Below are 15,342 nucleotides of genomic sequence, written 5' to 3' on the forward strand. Positions count from 1 at the left end.
ATGCCGGCGCGGGCCGGCCACTAACTGGGTCACCTGCTTATTATGCACGCTCGCGGCAGGGTTGGGCCATCATTCTGCGGCCAGTTGATGCAGCCAGTCCTCCAATTCGTCGAGCGTGGCGCAAATGGCGTCCGGCGTGATGCCCAGTTCCAGGTGGGCGTCGCTGCCGCTGCGGTTGAGCCAGACGGCCCGCAGCCCGGCCTGCTGGGCGCCGGCCACGTCCAGCCTGAGGTCGTCGCCCACGTAGACGGCCGCCTCGGGCGCCACGCCCAGCGCGGCGCAGCCGGCCAGGAAGATGGCGGGATCCGGCTTGGCGCGGCCGAACTGGGGCGCGGCCAGCGTGGCCTCGAAATGGTGGGCCAGGCCGATCGCTTCCAGGTCGGCGTTGCCGTTGGTGATGGTGCCCAGCCGTAGCCGCGTGCGCAGCCGCGCCAGGGCCGGCAGCACATCGTCGTAGGGTGTGACGGCGTTGCGGGCGTCGAGGAAGTGGCGGATGGCGCCGTCGATGTGGCGCGCATCCTCGCCGGCCAGCGCGAACGCTTCCTCCAGCCCCACGCGGCGCAGCCGGGCCAGGTCGACGATCAGCTCGGGACGCTGCGCCAGCAGGGCCATGCGGCGCTCGCGCAGCGCGGCGATGGTGAACTGGCTGGCCACGCGGGGCGCGTGCTCGGCCAGCCAGGCGTGCCAGCTCAGCTCGGCCTGGGCAATGACGGGGGCGATCGGCCACAGGGTGTCGTCCAGGTCGAACAGCAGGGCTTGCGGGCGGATCAGGGGCATGACGGGACGGGGACAGTGGCGATAGCATTATTGTCGCATCAATTGCGTCAGGTGCTGGCGCGGCGCTCTTGCTCTGCCCTTGCCAGTATCGGCATGGTAAATTCACGCTTCATCAATCAGGAGTCGCCGTGTCGTTCACCATCCCCCGCCGCTTGGCCGCGTTGGCCGTTCCCCTGCTGCTGGCCGCCTGCGCCGCCGTGCCGCCGTCCGGCGACGGGACACCGTTCACGTCCTTCGTCGTGCTGGGCGAGGATGGCGCGGCCGTGGCGCGCGTGCTGACCCAGGCGCCCGCCTGCCCCGCCATTGTGCTCGACGGCGCGGCCCGGCCCATGACCTTGCGCGCCGCGCCGGCCACCATCGCTCAGCGTCCCACCGTGTCGCCGCCGGAGCTGTCCAAGCCGTCCGTGTTCGACGTGCGTACCTGCGAGGCGGCACTGCCGGCCGGGCTGTCCAGCGCCAGCGTGCTGGGGCAACCATTGCCCGTTCCCCATGCCGATCCGCAGCGCATCGTCGTGCTGGGCGACACGGGTTGCCGCCTGCTGAAAAAGGATGACAGTTTCCAGGCCTGCAACGATGCGGCCCAGTACCCGTTCGCCACCGCGGCCGCGCTGGCCGCCGCCTGGCATCCCGACCTCGTGATCCACGTGGGCGACTACCACTACCGGGAAAACGCTTGCCCTCCCGGCATTGACGGCTGCGCCGGCAGCCCCTGGGGCTACGGCTGGGATGCCTGGCAGGCCGACCTGTTCCATCCCGGCGCCGCCCTGCTGCGGGCCGCGCCGTGGGTGGTCACGCGCGGCAACCATGAAAGCTGCGCCCGGGCCGGCCAGGGCTGGTGGCGCTTCCTCGATCCCCGGCCCCTGCTGGCCGGACGCGACTGCGACAGGGCGGCCGACGACGACCTGGGCGACTACAGCGATCCCTACGCCGTGCCGCTGGACGCGGACAGCCAGCTGCTCGTGTTCGATACGGCCAACACCACATGGCGCGGCTTCCAGCCCGGCGACGCGGGCCTGGCCCATTACCGCGACAACTACATCAAGCTGGCCGCGCTGGCGCAGCGGGCCCGCCACAACATCGGCATCGACCACCACCCGCTGCTGGGCATCGGCGCCGACCTGAAGGACGAGGGCAAGCGCCGCCTGCTGCTGGGCGACGCCGGCCTGGTGCAGAGCTTCGGCGCCATCAACCCGCTGCTGCTGCCCGACAATGTGGACTTGATGCTGTCGGGCCATGTCCACCTGTGGCAGCAGGTCAGCTTTAGCAGCGCCCACCCCAGCCAGTTCATCTCCGGTTTTTCCGGCACGGCGGAAGACATCGTACCCATCCCCGATCCGCTGCCGCCGGGCACCAGCCCGGTGCCGGGCGCCGTCATCGAACAGCTCAGCGCCTGGATCGACGGCTTCGGCTTCATGACCATGGAACGGCGCGGACCGGACCGGTGGCTGGTCCAGGTGCATGACCTGCAGGGCGCCGTGCGCAATACCTGCCAGGTGCAAGGCAAGCGCTCCGTGTGCGAGCACACGCGGGTGCGCTAGCGGCGGCGGACACAGGCTGTTACAAGGGTTTGGCCGCCGCTGTTACCAAATGCACTAAAATATGGCCCGCGCGTGTACTATGCGCACTGTGTTGCCCGCCGGCGCCTTGCGCCGCGGCGACGCCCTGACAGGGCCGCGGTTGCCCTTCCTGCGCGCTGCCCAGGCATGCCGCCCCTGCCCTATTCGATTTGGAGAGTGTGTTTATGAAAAGTTTGTACCTGCGCGCCGGCCTGGCCGTATTGTGCGGCGCCACCCTGGCCGGCTGCGGCGGCGGTTCCGGCAGCATGCAACTGGGCGGCAGCATTGTCGGCCTGACCAAGCAGGGCCTGGTGTTGTCGAATGGCAGCTCGACCGCTACGCTGGATGCCACCCTGACCAGCTTCACCTTCCCCGACCTGATTGCAAGCGACGCCTCGTTCGACATCCAGATCACCCACCAGCCCGACCCGAAGGAAGCCACCTGCGACCCCGTGGTCCAGTACGGCAAAGGCAAGGCCAACGTGTACACCGTGCGCCAGGCCATCGTCACCTGCCACACTACCACCTACTCGCTGGGCGGCAGGGTGCACGGCCTGGTGGGCGGCCCCCTGGTGCTGGCCAACGGCAGCCAGACCGTGACCGTTTCGCCACCGACCACGGCCGGCGCCGACGTCGTCTTCACCTTCGAGACCAAAGTGCCGAACGGCAGCCCGTACGGCGTGACCGTGCTGACCCAGCCGAAGGATCAAAACGGCCAACCCACCGCAGTCTGCGTGGTCAACAGCCCGGCCGCCTATATGCCGGCCGCCGACTTCGGCCAGCTGGACGTCAGCTGCAGCAAGCTGTAACTCAACACCGGCGGCGCCGCGCAGGCGCCGCTCGCCCCACTATCTGGAGATACACATGAAAGTTTCGACCCTGCGCGCCGCTGCGGCGCTGGCCCTGGCCCTGGTGCTGGCCGCCTGCGGCGGCAAAGCCACGTTCGACGTATCCGGCGTGATCAGCCCGCTCGGCCCGCTCACCAATTCCGGCCTGGTGCTGGCCAACGGCAGCGACACCCTGTCCGTGCCGGTCAACAGCACCCAGTTCACTTTCGCGCACCGCGCCTCCTATGGCGACGACTACAACGTCACGGTCCAGAACCCGCCCGACCACATGACGTGCCAGGTGTACAACGGCAGCGGCTCGGCCGGTCACACCAGTTCCATCCTCGTGACCGTGCAATGCACCCAGGACAGCGCTCTGTTGAGCGGCGTCGTCACCGGCCTGAAAATGGCAGCCGACGGCACGGCCAAGACCGTCACGCTGATCAACGGTACCGGCAACACCGTCACGGTCAGCGCCAACAGCGATCCGACCTTCCGCGTCAATTTCTCGATGGGCAATGTTTATTACGGTAGTTCCTATGGCGTCACCGTGCTGAGCAAGCCCGATGACCAGGTCTGCACCGTGAGCAATGGCACCGGCGTCATGTACGACAAGCCCATCAGCAACGTGCTGGTGACTTGCATCTAAGCCTAAGACATTCACATTGGTGATAGTTGATATTGTAAAGATAAATTTGCCTTATATGCCGCGACGCAGCATAATTCACCTGTCTCCTCCAACTCCCTAAGAAGAATTGGATTTCGCCCGCTTTCATCAGCGGGCTTTTTTTTGTCCAAAAAAATGGGGACGTACCCCTTTTTCAGAGAATGCAGAAAATGGGGTACGTCCCCATTTTTCAGGTCGGGGTGATGGCCGGCAGCGACAGGGTGACGGACACGCCGGCGCCCAGCTCGCTGCGGATGCGGATTTCGCCCTTGAGCGTGCCATGGGTCAGGTTGTGGACGATGAACATGCCCAGCCCGGAACCGCCCTGCCCCAGCCGCGTCGTGTAGAACGGTTCGAATACCTTGTGCTGCAGTTCGGGCGCGATGCCGATGCCGTTGTCGCGGTATTCGAGTTCGACCTTGCTGCCCTGCTGGCGCCCGGCGATGACGATCTCGCCCCCCTTGCCGTCGAAGCCGTGGACGATGGAGTTGCTGATCAGGTTGCTGATAATCTGCTCCAGCGCGCCCGGGTAACTGTCCATCCGTATCCCGTCGGCGATCTGCACCACGGTGTGCACCCGGGCGTGGCGCAAGCTCGTGCCCAGGCTGTTGAGGATGTCATTGACGGTGGCGCGCACGTCGAATTCGCGCCGGCGGGCGCTGGTCTGGTCCACGGCCACGGCCTTGAAACTCTCGATCAGCTCGCTCGCGCGCAGGGCGCTGCGCAGCAGCAGCGCACTGGCCTCGCGAAAATCCGTCACGGCCGCCGCCAGCACGGTGCGCGTCAGCTGGCCGTCCTGCACGGTCTGGGCAAAGGCGCTGAAGCGCTCGTCGAGGGCGGTGGCCACCAGCATGATGTTGCCCAGCGGTGTGTTGAGCTCGTGCGCCACGCCGGCCACGATGCTGCCCAGCGAGGCCAGCTTCTCCGATTCCACGATCTGCTCCATGGCCCGCCGCAGCTCACGCGTGCGCACGTCGACCCGCTGCTCCAGTTCCTCGTTGAGCAGGCGCAGCGTCTGCTCGGCCGCGCGGCGCGAGCGCACTTCCTCGCCCAGCTCGCGGGCCAGCGCCGACAGCTCGGCCGTGCGCTCGGCCACCAGCGCTTCCTGGTGCCGGCGGTGCCGCTCGAGCTCGATGCGCTGGCGGTACAGCTCGCAGAACACGGTGACCTTGCTGCGCAACACCACCGGCTCGATGGGCTTGATCAGGTAGTCGACGGCGCCCAGCTCGTAGCCGGCGAACTGGTGCGGCGGCTCGGCCATGCCGGCCGTCACGAACACGATGGGCAGTTGCCGGGTCTTGGGATTGGCGCGCAGCAGGGTGGCCGTTTCCAGCCCGTTCATGTCCGGCATCTGGACGTCGAGCAGGATCAGGGCGAACTCGTGGCGCAGGCTCAGGCGCAGCGCTTCGTTGCCCGATTCGGCGCTCACCAGCTCCAGCTCCAGGCCGAAATCGTCCAGCAGGGCGGCCAGCGCGGCCAGGTTCTCGCGCCGGTCGTCCACCAGCAGCACGGGAACGGGGCCGGCGCCGTCGGCCAGCGGATGCACGGCGGCGCTACACATAGCGTTTCCGGTAAATGCGCAGGCGCGGCGCCAGCGCGTCGTAGCGGGGGGCGACGGCGCGTCCGTCCAGCCCCTCCTTCATGCCCAGGCACAGGAAGCCGCCCGGTTGCAGGCAGCCGTCGAACAGCGCCAGGCAGCGTTCCTTGAGGGCAGCCTGGAAGTAGATCATCACGTTACGGCAGATGACCATGTGCATCTCCCCGATATCGGTGTCCGTCACCAGGTTATGCTGGGCGAACACCAGGTTTTCCTTCAGCGCAGACATGACGATAGCATGGTCGTAGCGCGCCGTGTAGTAATCGGCAAATTCGGCCGTGCCGCCGCTTTGCTGGTAATTGCGGGTGAACGCTTGCAGCTGGCGCAGTGCGTAGATGCCCTCGCGCGCCTGGTGCAGCACCGTTTCACTGAGGTCGGTGGCATACAGGCGGTAGCGGCCTCGCATGCCCGCCTCGTGCAGCAGGATGGCCAGCGCATAGACTTCCTCGCCGCTGGCGCAGCCGGCCAGCCAGATCTTGACGAACGGGTAGGTCTGCAAGAACGGCAAGACCTGGCGCCGCAGGGCCAGGAAGAACGGCGGATCGCGGAACATGTCCGTCACATGCACGGTGATCCCCTGCAGCAGCGTGGCGAACAGGGCCGGTTCGCGCAGCAGCCGCTCCTGGGCCCGGGAAAAGGTGGCGCAGCCCGAGCCGGCCAGCCACAGGCGCAACCGGCGCTTGAGCGAGGCCTGGGCGTACTGGCGGAAGTCGTGGCCGTACACCTGGCGCACGCCGTCCAGCAGCAGGCCGATTTCCACGTCCTCGATGGTGTCGTCGGCCGCCATCGCCTCAGCCCTGGGTCCAGACCCGCAGCAGCGACAGCAGCTTGACCGTGTCCAACGGCTTGGCGATGTAGTCGCTGGCGCCGGCCGCCATGCACTTCTCGCTGTCGCCCTGCATGGCCTTGGCCGTCATGGCGATCAGTGGCAGCGTGCGGTACTGCGCCAGGGCGCGGATGGCGCGCATGGCTTCGTAGCCATCCATTTCCGGCATCATGATGTCCATCAGCACCACGCACACGTCCGGATGCTGCTCCAGTTGGCGCAAGGCTTCCTTGCCGTTTTCCGCCTCCACCACGACGGCGCCCTTGTCGCTCAGCAGGCTGGTGAGCGAGAACACGTTGCGCATGTCGTCGTCCACGATCAGCATCTTGCGCCCTTCGAACGGGGCGTCGGCCGGCAGCACCGCGCTGTGGCCGGCCCCCGCCACGGCCTGGCGGCGCGCCAGCGCGTGCAGGCACAGCGACACTTCGTCGGCCAGCCGCTCGGCGCTGCGCTCGCCGCGCAGCACGATGCTGTCGGCGTGCTGGCGCAGGCTGCGCTGCTGTTCGGGGTCCAGTTCGCGCGCCGAGTGCAGTACCCCGGGCAGCGGTTGCGCCGCCAGCTGCTGCACTTGCGCCAGCAAGTCCGGTGCCGCCATGCCGGCCAGCTCCAGGTCCAGATCCAGCACCAGGCAGCCGATGCGCTGGCGGGCCAGCACGGCCTGCGCCTCGGCGCCGTTGCGCGCGCCCACGGCCGCGATGCCGCGCCCGGCCAGCTGGCTGCACAGGCTGGCCGGAGCGGCCGGCCGGTCTTCCAGCACCAGCACGCACCACGGCGCGGCGTGGTCACGCGGCGCCATACCTGTCGCATCCATCGCGCCGGCAAGACCCGATGCGCCGGGGGTGCCGGTGATGGAGCTGCCAGGGATGCCGGGGATGCCAGCGGTGCCGGGAACGCCGCCGGGGCCGGAGACGTCAGCGACACCGGGCGCGCCGGGGCTCCCCGACAGGGTGGGCTGCGTGGATGGCCCGCCTCCGGCCAGCGCTACAAACCCGGCGCCGGTGCCGGATGCACCAGGCGCCCCGGACGCCAACGATGTAGCAGGAGCACCCGCCGCGGCCGCGGCGCCGGCCATACCGATCATGCCGGCCACACCAGCCACACCGGCGGCGGCGGCGGCGGCCGGTACCGTCCCCTGGGCCGCCTGCAGCGGCAGCAGCAGCGTGAAGGTGCTGCCCTGGCCGGCCACGCTGTGCAGGGCCAGGCTGCCGCCCATGCGGGCCGCCAGCTGCAGCGAGATCGACAGCCCCAGCCCCGTGCCGCCGTAATGGCGCGAGATGCCGCCATCGGCCTGGCGGAACGCTTCGAAGATCAGCTGCTGCTGGCCTTCCGGCACGCCGATGCCCGTGTCGCTGACGGCGCAGGCCAGCATGGGCGGGCCGCCCGCCACGCCCGGCGCCACCGACAGCCGCAGCGCCACCTCGCCCCGGGCCGTAAATTTGATGGCGTTGCCCAGCAGGTTGCGCAGCACTTGCGCCGTGTGCTGCAGGTCCAGCCGCAGCCGGGGCGGCACGGCCCCATCGCAGGCCATGGACAGGCGCAAACCCTTTTGCGCGGCGGCCGAGCGGAACAGATTGTCGAGCGACACCAGGAGCTCGGCCGCCGCGCAATCCTCGTAGTGGCAATCGACCTGGCCCGCCTCCACCTTGGCCAGGTCGAGGATGTCGTTGATCAGGTTGAGCAAGTCCTCGCCGGCCGCGTGGATGGTGCTGGCGTACTCCGTCTGTTCCGGCGTCAGGTTGCCGGGCCGGTTGTCGCGCAGCAGGCCCGACAGGATCAGCATGCTGTTGAGCGGGGTGCGCAGCTCATGCGACATATTGGCCAGGAACTCGCTCTTGTAGGCGCTGATGCGCTGCAGCTCCTCGGCCTTGTGCCAGACCTCGCGGCTGGCCCGCTCCACTTCCGCGTTCTTGGCGCGGATCTGCTCGCGCTGGCGCTCGAGCAGCTCGGCCCGTTCCTCCAGCTCCTCGTTGCTTTGCTGGAGTTCCTCCTGCTGCATGCGCAATTCCTCGGCCTGGCGCTCCGTCTCGCCCAGCAGCGTGCGCGTGCGCTGGCGCGACAGGCACACATCAAAGCCGATGGCCACGCCTTCGCGCACCAGTTCCAGCCATGCCAGTTCGGCCTCGCTGAAGGGCCGGAACGCGCCTGCCTCCAGCGCACCCACCACGTTGGCGCCATGCAGCAGCGGCAGCAGCACCACGCTGGCTGGCGCCGCCCGACCCAGCGCGGAGGCGATGGTGAGGTAGCCGGGCGGCACCTGGTCGAGCACGATGGTGCGCCGTTCCAGCACGGCCTGGCCCAGCACCCCTTCGCCCAGCGCCAGCGGCGCGCCCGCCCCGGCTGCCGGCGGCAGGCCGTAGCCGGCCACGGGACACAGCTGCTGCCGGCTCTCGTCGTACAGGTAGAAAGCGCCGGCGCCGGCGCCGATGCGCTGGCACAGGTAGGACAGCACGCGGTCGGCCAGCACGGCCGTCTCCAGCTCGCCGCGCATGCGCAGATTCAGTTCGTTCTGGCCCAGCATCATCCAGTCGCGCTGCTCGCCCTGGCTGCGGCTGTCGCGCAGGGCGTCCAGCATCTGCAGGAAGGCCTGGTCCAGCGTGCATTGCACCTGCCCCATGCGCATGACCGAGCGCAGCAGCTCGCCCACTTCGTCGTGCGCCACCGTCGCCAGGTCGATGGCCGGCAGCGGCGCCACCGTCAGCCGCCGTTCCAGGTCGCCGCGGGCGATGGCGCCGGCCGCCTCGATCTTGTCGCTGGCACCGGCCGTCAGCACGCGGGCCGCGTCCAGCGCCTGGCCCAGCGGCCGGGTCACCGAGCCGATGATGACGTGGCCCAGGGCCACGGCCAGTACGCACAGCAGCAGCACGGCGCCTATCAGCACGAACTCCGTCTGGCGCTGGCCGGCCACCCGCGCGGCCAGCACTTGCTGCAGCGCGTCCAGCCCCGCCTCGGCCAGCCGGTGCTGGGTGTCGATGGTGTCGGTGTATTGGCGGTAGTAGGCCGCCGCGGCGTAGCTTGGCCGGGGCGGCAGCACGATCTGCTCGCGCGCCAGCCGCAACGCTTGCTCGCCCTTGGCGCGGCTGACGCGCAGCAAGTCGGCCAGCCGGGTGCGCAGGCTGCTGTTGTGGGCCAGGGCGATGGCCAGCGCGTCGTCGATGGTGTGGTAGTAGTCGTCGGCGCGGTCGGCCCGCGAGGCGATCATGATGCGCTCGTCCATACCGGCCGCGCCCCGCACCAGCATGCCGCTGCCGGCCCCGCGCAGCTGGCCGAGCGTCTCGCGCAGCACTGGCGCGCGCACCAGCAGGGCGTCGATCAGGAAATAGGAATCCGGTTCCGGGTCCAGCCGCAGGCCGGCATGGTCGATCACGTTCTCGTTGAGGCGGAACAGCTGCTCGACCAGGGCGCTGTGGCGGGCAAAGCTGTCGGACGCCGCCAGCGCGCCCTGGGCATCCTGGGCCGACAACGCGCTCCACTGCTCGAGGATGCGGAACCAGGCGGCGCTGATGTCGCGCTCATCGAGCCGCTGGATGTGGCGTTCCATCTGGGCGAAAGCCTGGTCGGCCTCGCGCAGCTTGGCCATGGCCGGCGCCCGGGACGGGGCGTCGCCGCTGAGCGCCATGGAAGCCAGGCCGCGGTGCCGCTGCACCAGCTGCACCACGGCCAGCAGGGCGCGCGCCGGGGCGATGCCGTCGAACTCCTGTTCGGCCACGGCGATGGCCTTGTTGGCCTCGTTGAGGAACAGGGCGGTGGGAATGGCCACCGTCACGCAGCCCAGCAGCGCCAAGAGCAGGAATTTTTGCCGCAGCAACAGGCGGCTCAGAAACGATGTCAACAAGATCACTCCTCCAATGTGCCGCCCAACCCGCGCCGGGCCGCGCCCTCCCCTGCCGTTCCTGCCGTTCCTGCCGTTCTTGCCGCCCCGCCGCCAGGGCGGCGCGCCGCTAGCCGCCGCCCGACACGTGGGGCCGCGCCAGCCCGGCCAGGGCGCCGGGCGCCGGCGCATCGCCGCCGCGCTGGGCCTGCGCCTGGCGCAGCAGCTGCTCCGTGTGCTGGTGGGCCTGCTGCATGCTGAAGCACAGGGCGCACGCTTCGCGCACCAGCGCCATCAGCTCCTGTTCCAGCGCCGTGCAGGGCCGGAACGCGCCCAGTTCCAGCGCGCCCACGGCCGTGTCGCCATGCCACAGCGGCCACACGGTGAGCACCGTGGGCCGGGCCGCGCCCAGCGCCGAGCCGATGGCCATGTAATCGTCCGGCACCGGGTCCAGACACAGCATGCGCCGCTCGCGCAAGGCTTGCCACAGCAAGCCCTGGCCGGGCGCCAGCCGGGCCGGCGTGTCGTGCCGGTTCAGCAGCGCGTAGGTGGCCACCCGCTCCAGCGCGCCGTCGGCTCCCACCAGGTACAGCGCCCCCAGCCCGGCCCCCAGCCGCTGGGCCAGGTAACGCAGCACGCGGTCGGCCAGTTCGGCCGTGCTGAATTCGCCCCGCATGGCCTCGCCCAGTTCGTTCTGGCCCGTCTTGAGCCAGTCGCGCTCCGCGTCGCGCACCCGGCCCGCCCGCAGCGAGACCAGCATGGCGGCGAAGGCGTCGTCGAGGGCGCGCTGCAGCTCGAGATTGCGCTGCACGGAACGCAGCAGGCTGCCCAGTTCATCGTTGCCGGAGGCGGCGCCGTCCAGCGCCAGCGCCGGCACGCCGGCCACACCGCGCTCGAGGTCGCCGGCCGCGATGGCCTGGGCCGCCGCCACCTTGGCGTCGCTGGAGGCGGTCAGGGTGTCGATGGCGGCCAGCGCCTGGCCCAGCGGACGGGCGATGGCGCGCTGGTAGAACAGCCGCAGGAACAGCCCGGCCAGCAGCAACAGCGCGGCCAGCGTGGCCAGCACGGCGTAGATGGCGCGCCGTCCCGTCTCCAGCTGCAGGCTGGAATCGACTTCCAGTACGCCGCGCACGTCGCCCAGCTTCCAGTCGGTGCGGGGGCTGGCGGGCAGGCTGTTGTGGCAATCGACGCAGGACTGGGCGATCATCTTGTCGGCCAGCGCCACCCGCACCACGGTGCTGTTGCCCAGCCGCTCGGTGCGGGTGTAGGCCTGGTCGGGATGGCCCTGGAAATAGGCCCAGGCATCCTCGCCGAAGCTGTCGAGCACGCGGTGGGCCCGGTTGGGAAAGGGATAGGGGCTGTACAGCTTGAGGTTCACGCCCGAGTCGCGCAGCAGTTCGCCCAGCTCCAGCACCATGGTGGCCGGCAGCGGGATGGTGTCGGGCCGGTCCTGGTGGTCGCTGCCCGCGTGCAGGCCGGGCTGCCGCATCACCTTGGCCACCACGTTGGCCGTGTAGTACTGGCGCAGGATGGTGAACTGGCGCGCCGTCTCGCGCGCCGCGCTGACGGCCTCCTGTTCCGCGTTGCGCTCGATGTAGCGCGGCACCACGATGGCGGCGGCCAGCGCGCACAGGCCCATGGCGGCCGCGATCGGCAGGAACAGTTTCCAGAATATGGAGCGGGTTGCCGCTGTCGTCATGATGCCGTCATCCTAGCCGCGCCGGCGCGGTGGCCGTTGCTGCCAGCATAGCCTAATTGACGGCCGCGGTGAACTGCCATGGGACCGGCGGCCAGCGCCATGGACGACTTGTTGCGGGTCCGCCGCTACGCCGGCGCGCTGTCCTGGACGATGGCGGGCGCCGGGTACTGAAGCAGGGCGGCAAGGCGCCCCGGCCTCAGGCGGCCGGCTTGAGCAGGTTGGCCAGGGCCACGTACTGGGCCAGGCCGACCGCCTCGGGACGGTCCTTGGGGTCGATGCCGGCGGCGACGATCTGCTCCTCGGTGAACATGCCGGCCAGGCAGTTGCGGATCACCTTGCGCCGCTGCGAGAATGCCTTGAGCACCACCGCCTCCAGCGTGGCGCCGTCGCACGGCAGCGGATGCTCCACCGGGATCATGCGCACGATGGCCGATTCCACCTTGGGCGGCGGGTCGAACGCTTCCGGCGGCACCACGAACAGCAGCGACATCCGGTAGCGCCACTGCAGCATGACCGACAGCCGGCCATAGGTCTTGCTGCCCGGTTCGGCCACCATGCGCTCGACTACTTCCTTTTGCAGCATGAAGTGCTGGTCCTGCACCAGCGGCGCGAAGTCGGCCAGGTGGAACAGCAGCGGGCTGGAAATGTTGTACGGCAGGTTACCCACCACGCGCAGCTTCTGGCCGGCCGGTACGGGGATGGTGGAGAAATCGAACTTGAGGGCGTCGCCGGCGTGGATGGTCAGCTTGGCGCGGCTGTAGGTCTTTTCCAGCCGCGCCACCAGGTCGCGGTCCAGTTCGACCACGTGCATGTGCGCCACGGTGCGCATCAGCTGCTCGGTCATGGCGCCCAGGCCGGGGCCGATCTCCACCATGGCATCGCCGGCGGCGGGCGCGATGGCTTCCGTGATGGACGACAGCACATACTTATCGTGTAAAAAATTCTGGCCAAAGCGTTTGCGGGCTACGTGTTTCATGCTTGTTCTTCTTGTTGTGGGTGATAAGGGGAATAGCCGGCCGCGCGGCTGGCCTCGGCCATCTGCAGCGCGCTGGCGATGGCCGCCTCCATGCTGGAGCAGTCGGCCCGGCCCACGCCCTGCGCGGCCAGGTCGAGCGCCGTGCCGTGGTCGACCGAGGTGCGGATCAGCGGCAGGCCCAGGGTGATGTTGACGCCGTGGCCGAAGGTGGCGTACTTGAGCACCGGCAGGCCCTGGTCGTGGTACATGGCCAGCACGCAGTCGGCCTGCGCCAGGTGCTTGGGCTGGAACAGGGTGTCGGCCGGATAGGGGCCGGTCACGTCCAGCCCGCGGGCGCGGGCGGCGGCGATGGCCGGCGCGATGACGTCGATCTCCTCGCGCCCCAGGTAGCCGCCCTCGCCCGCGTGCGGGTTCAGGCCCGTGACGAGGATGCGCGGGGCGGCGATGCCGCACTTGACCTTGAGGTCGTGGGCGATGATGTCGAGGATGCGCGCCAGGCCGTCCTGGCTCAGGGCGCCGGCCACGTCTTTCAGCGGCAGATGGGTGGTGGCCAGCGCCACCCGCAGCGGCGGCGCGCCGGCCACGCCCTGCGGCTGGCCGGCCAGCATCATCACCACCTGCGCCGTGCCGGTCCGGGCGGCGAAGTATTCGGTGTGGCCGGAGAAGGCGATGCCGGCGTCGTTGATGGTGCTCTTTTGCAGCGGCGCCGTGACGATGGCCTCGAACCAGCCGGCCCGCACTCCTTCGATGGCCGCGTCCAGCGTGTCGAGCACGGCGCGCCCGTTGTCCTTGTCGAGCACCCCGGGATGCACGTGGGCCGCCAGCGGCACGTCGATCACGCTCAGGCGCCCGGGTCCGAAATGGGGCAGGCCGCCGTTGCGCACGGCCTGCAGCGACAGCGCCGACAGCGCGATGGCGGGGTCGATCTCGCCGGCCAGCATGGCCAGGTAGGCGGCGTCGCCCAGCAGTACGCAGTTGACGTCATGGCGCCGCTGCCAGGCGGCGCGGATGGCGATCTCCGGGCCGATACCGGCCGGCTCGCCCACCGTGACGGCCAGCGCCGGACGCACGCCGGGGCGGCGCGCCGGCAGGGGGGCCGATGGCTGCGGCATGGTCAGGTTGCTCACCATGCGCTTATTTGGCGTCGTCGCGGAATTCGACGTAGGCGCGGTCGCGCACTTCGCGCTGCCAGTCTTCCACCGCCTCGGCCAGCTTGCGCTCGCGGATGGCCTGGCGCGCCGCGTTGCGCTGGCGTTCCTTGGACACGTCGTCGCTCTTGCGCTCCAACACCTCGATCAGGTGGTAGCCGAAGCTAGTCTCGACCGGCTGGCTCACTTCGCCCGGCTTGAGGGCGTTCATGGCGGCTTCGAATTCAGGCATGGTGTCGCCCGGGTACAGCCAACCGAGGTCGCCGCCCTTGGCGGCCGAGCCGTCGTTGGAGACCAGGCGCGCCAGGTCCTCGAACTTGGCGGCCTTGTTGTCGAGCCGTTCCTTGAGCTCCATCAGCTTGCGCTTGGCGTCGTAGGCGCTCATGGTGGGCGTGACCTTGATCAGGATGTGGCGCGCGTGGGTCTGCTGCACGGCGGCGGCGGCCTGGGCTTCGGCCACGCTGCGCTTGTCGACCACCTTCAGGATGTGGAAGCCGCCCGCGCTCTTGATGATGGGCGTGACCTGGCCCGCTTTGAGCTTGCCGAGCGCCTCGGCGAACAGGGGCGGCAGGCGGTCCGTGTTGCGCCAGCCGATCTCGCCGCCCTTGAGGGCGTCGCTGGCGTCGGAATAGGTGGCGGCCATCTTGGCGAAGTCGGCGCCCGTGCGCAGCTGGCGCATGACCTGCTCGGCGCGTTCGCGGCGGGCCGCGATCACTTCCGGCGTGGCGTTCTCGGGGATGCGCACCATGATCTGCGACAGGTTCAGCTCGAACTGCTCGGCGGCGGCGGCCTTCTCGGCGGCCAGGTAGCTGTCCACTTCGGCATCCGAGATCTGGATCTTGGCGTCCACCTCGTGTTCGCGCAGGCGCTGCATGATGATCTCCTCGCGGATCTCTTCGCGGAAGGCGGCGAAGGTGGTGCCGTCCTTTTCCATCTGGTTGCGCAGTTCCTGCACCGTCATCTTCTGCTGCTCGGCGATGCGGCCGATGGCGCGATCGAGCATGCTGTCGTCGACCCGCACGCCGAACTCCTTGGCCATCTGCATCTGGGCCCGTTCCACGATCATGCGTTCGAGGATCTGGTGGCGCAGGTCGGCCGCCTCGGGCAGGGCCACGTTCTGGGCCTTCATGCGTTGGGTCACGGCCTGGATGCGGGCCGTCAGTTCCTGGCGCGTGATGACGTCGTCGTTGACGACGACGACGATGGAATCGATCGGGGTGGTGCTGGCCTTGGGCGCGGCGGCGGCCGGCGCGGCGGCGCTGGCGGCGGCCGGCGCGGCCGGCGCGGCGGCCGGGGCGGGCGCGGGGGCCGGCGTCTTCTTGCTCGAGAACATGCTGCAGCCCGAGGTGGCGGCGGCGCACAGCAACAGCGCTGCGATCTTCGTGTGGTGCATACTGGCTTTACGCATAATGGAGAACGCTCATGTGTCAGGGGGTAAAAAAATCCAAACGGGCGGGCCGC

11 protein-coding genes are annotated in these 15,342 nt (G+C 69.5%); 3 read left to right on the plus strand and 8 right to left on the minus strand.

The genetic code is table 11. The features are described from left to right. Positions 1–69: 69 nt before the first annotated feature. Positions 70–777 (minus strand): HAD family hydrolase, encoded by a 708-nt coding sequence (locus AC3WOS_RS07375; RefSeq protein ID WP_492715233.1) that lies wholly within the window; start codon positions 775–777, stop codon positions 70–72. A 128-nt stretch (positions 778–905) separates the two neighbouring features. Here AC3WOS_RS07375 and AC3WOS_RS07380 point away from each other — a divergent pair, with 128 nt between their 5' ends. The 3 genes from AC3WOS_RS07380 (at position 906) to AC3WOS_RS07390 (ending at position 3,809) form a co-directional block, all read left to right on the plus strand. Then, positions 906–2,315, plus strand: a complete 1,410-nt coding sequence (locus tag AC3WOS_RS07380) for a metallophosphoesterase (RefSeq protein WP_492715234.1) — start codon at positions 906–908, stop codon at positions 2,313–2,315. 203 nt (positions 2,316–2,518) lie between these two features. Next, positions 2,519–3,142 carry a hypothetical protein gene (locus tag AC3WOS_RS07385; protein WP_492715235.1) on the plus strand — a complete coding sequence of 208 codons (624 nt, stop codon included), beginning with the start codon at positions 2,519–2,521 and terminating at the stop codon, positions 3,140–3,142. A gap of 55 nt (positions 3,143–3,197) precedes the next feature. After that, a complete protein-coding gene (locus AC3WOS_RS07390) occupies positions 3,198–3,809 on the plus strand; it encodes a hypothetical protein (RefSeq protein WP_492715236.1) in 612 nt (203 codons plus the stop codon). A gap of 208 nt (positions 3,810–4,017) precedes the next feature. Here the strand turns inward: AC3WOS_RS07390 and AC3WOS_RS07395 are convergent, their stop codons facing one another. The 7 genes from AC3WOS_RS07395 to AC3WOS_RS07425 all read right to left on the minus strand — a co-directional run bounded on the left by AC3WOS_RS07395 (position 4,018) and on the right by AC3WOS_RS07425 (position 15,274). Next, positions 4,018–5,388, minus strand: a complete 1,371-nt coding sequence (locus AC3WOS_RS07395; RefSeq protein WP_492715237.1) for an ATP-binding protein — start codon at positions 5,386–5,388, stop codon at positions 4,018–4,020. Then, a complete protein-coding gene (locus AC3WOS_RS07400) occupies positions 5,381–6,211 on the minus strand; it encodes a CheR family methyltransferase (RefSeq protein WP_492715238.1) in 831 nt (276 codons plus the stop codon). Before AC3WOS_RS07400 ends, AC3WOS_RS07395 begins: the two co-directional genes overlap by 8 nt. Positions 6,212–6,215: 4 nt before the next feature. Beyond that, positions 6,216–10,082 (minus strand): response regulator, encoded by a 3,867-nt coding sequence (locus AC3WOS_RS07405; protein ID WP_492715239.1) that lies wholly within the window; start codon positions 10,080–10,082, stop codon positions 6,216–6,218. A gap of 106 nt (positions 10,083–10,188) precedes the next feature. Continuing rightward, positions 10,189–11,757, minus strand: coding sequence for a c-type heme family protein (locus AC3WOS_RS07410; protein WP_492715240.1), 1,569 nt, complete (start codon positions 11,755–11,757; stop codon positions 10,189–10,191). A 196-nt stretch (positions 11,758–11,953) separates the two neighbouring features. Further along, positions 11,954–12,733: a 16S rRNA (adenine(1518)-N(6)/adenine(1519)-N(6))-dimethyltransferase RsmA gene (rsmA, locus tag AC3WOS_RS07415; protein WP_492715241.1), complete on the minus strand. Its 780-nt coding sequence runs from the start codon at positions 12,731–12,733 to the stop codon at positions 11,954–11,956. Next, positions 12,730–13,863, minus strand: coding sequence for a 4-hydroxythreonine-4-phosphate dehydrogenase PdxA (pdxA, locus tag AC3WOS_RS07420; RefSeq protein ID WP_492715242.1), 1,134 nt, complete (start codon positions 13,861–13,863; stop codon positions 12,730–12,732). Before pdxA ends, rsmA begins: the two co-directional genes overlap by 4 nt. A 4-nt stretch (positions 13,864–13,867) precedes the next feature. Next, positions 13,868–15,274, minus strand: a complete 1,407-nt coding sequence (locus AC3WOS_RS07425) for a peptidylprolyl isomerase (protein ID WP_492715243.1) — start codon at positions 15,272–15,274, stop codon at positions 13,868–13,870. Positions 15,275–15,342 lie beyond the last annotated feature (68 nt).

The sequence above is a fragment of the Rugamonas sp. FW305-51 genome, from assembly GCF_058786935.1.

Bases quoted from the DNA above. Each gene is read 5' to 3' on its own strand.
- AC3WOS_RS07400 (WP_492715238.1), bottom strand. From the start codon at position 6,211: ATGGCGGCCGACGACACCATCGAGGACGTGGAAATCGGCCTGCTGCTG.
- pdxA (WP_492715242.1), bottom strand. From the start codon at position 13,863: ATGGTGAGCAACCTGACCATGCCGCAGCCATCGGCCCCCCTGCCGGCG.
- AC3WOS_RS07385 (WP_492715235.1), top strand. From the start codon at position 2,519: ATGAAAAGTTTGTACCTGCGCGCCGGCCTGGCCGTATTGTGCGGCGCC.
- rsmA (WP_492715241.1), bottom strand. From the start codon at position 12,733: ATGAAACACGTAGCCCGCAAACGCTTTGGCCAGAATTTTTTACACGAT.
- AC3WOS_RS07395 (WP_492715237.1), bottom strand. From the start codon at position 5,388: ATGTGTAGCGCCGCCGTGCATCCGCTGGCCGACGGCGCCGGCCCCGTT.
- AC3WOS_RS07390 (WP_492715236.1), top strand. From the start codon at position 3,198: ATGAAAGTTTCGACCCTGCGCGCCGCTGCGGCGCTGGCCCTGGCCCTG.
- AC3WOS_RS07425 (WP_492715243.1), bottom strand. From the start codon at position 15,274: ATGCACCACACGAAGATCGCAGCGCTGTTGCTGTGCGCCGCCGCCACC.
- AC3WOS_RS07375 (WP_492715233.1), bottom strand. From the start codon at position 777: ATGCCCCTGATCCGCCCGCAAGCCCTGCTGTTCGACCTGGACGACACC.
- AC3WOS_RS07410 (WP_492715240.1), bottom strand. From the start codon at position 11,757: ATGACGACAGCGGCAACCCGCTCCATATTCTGGAAACTGTTCCTGCCG.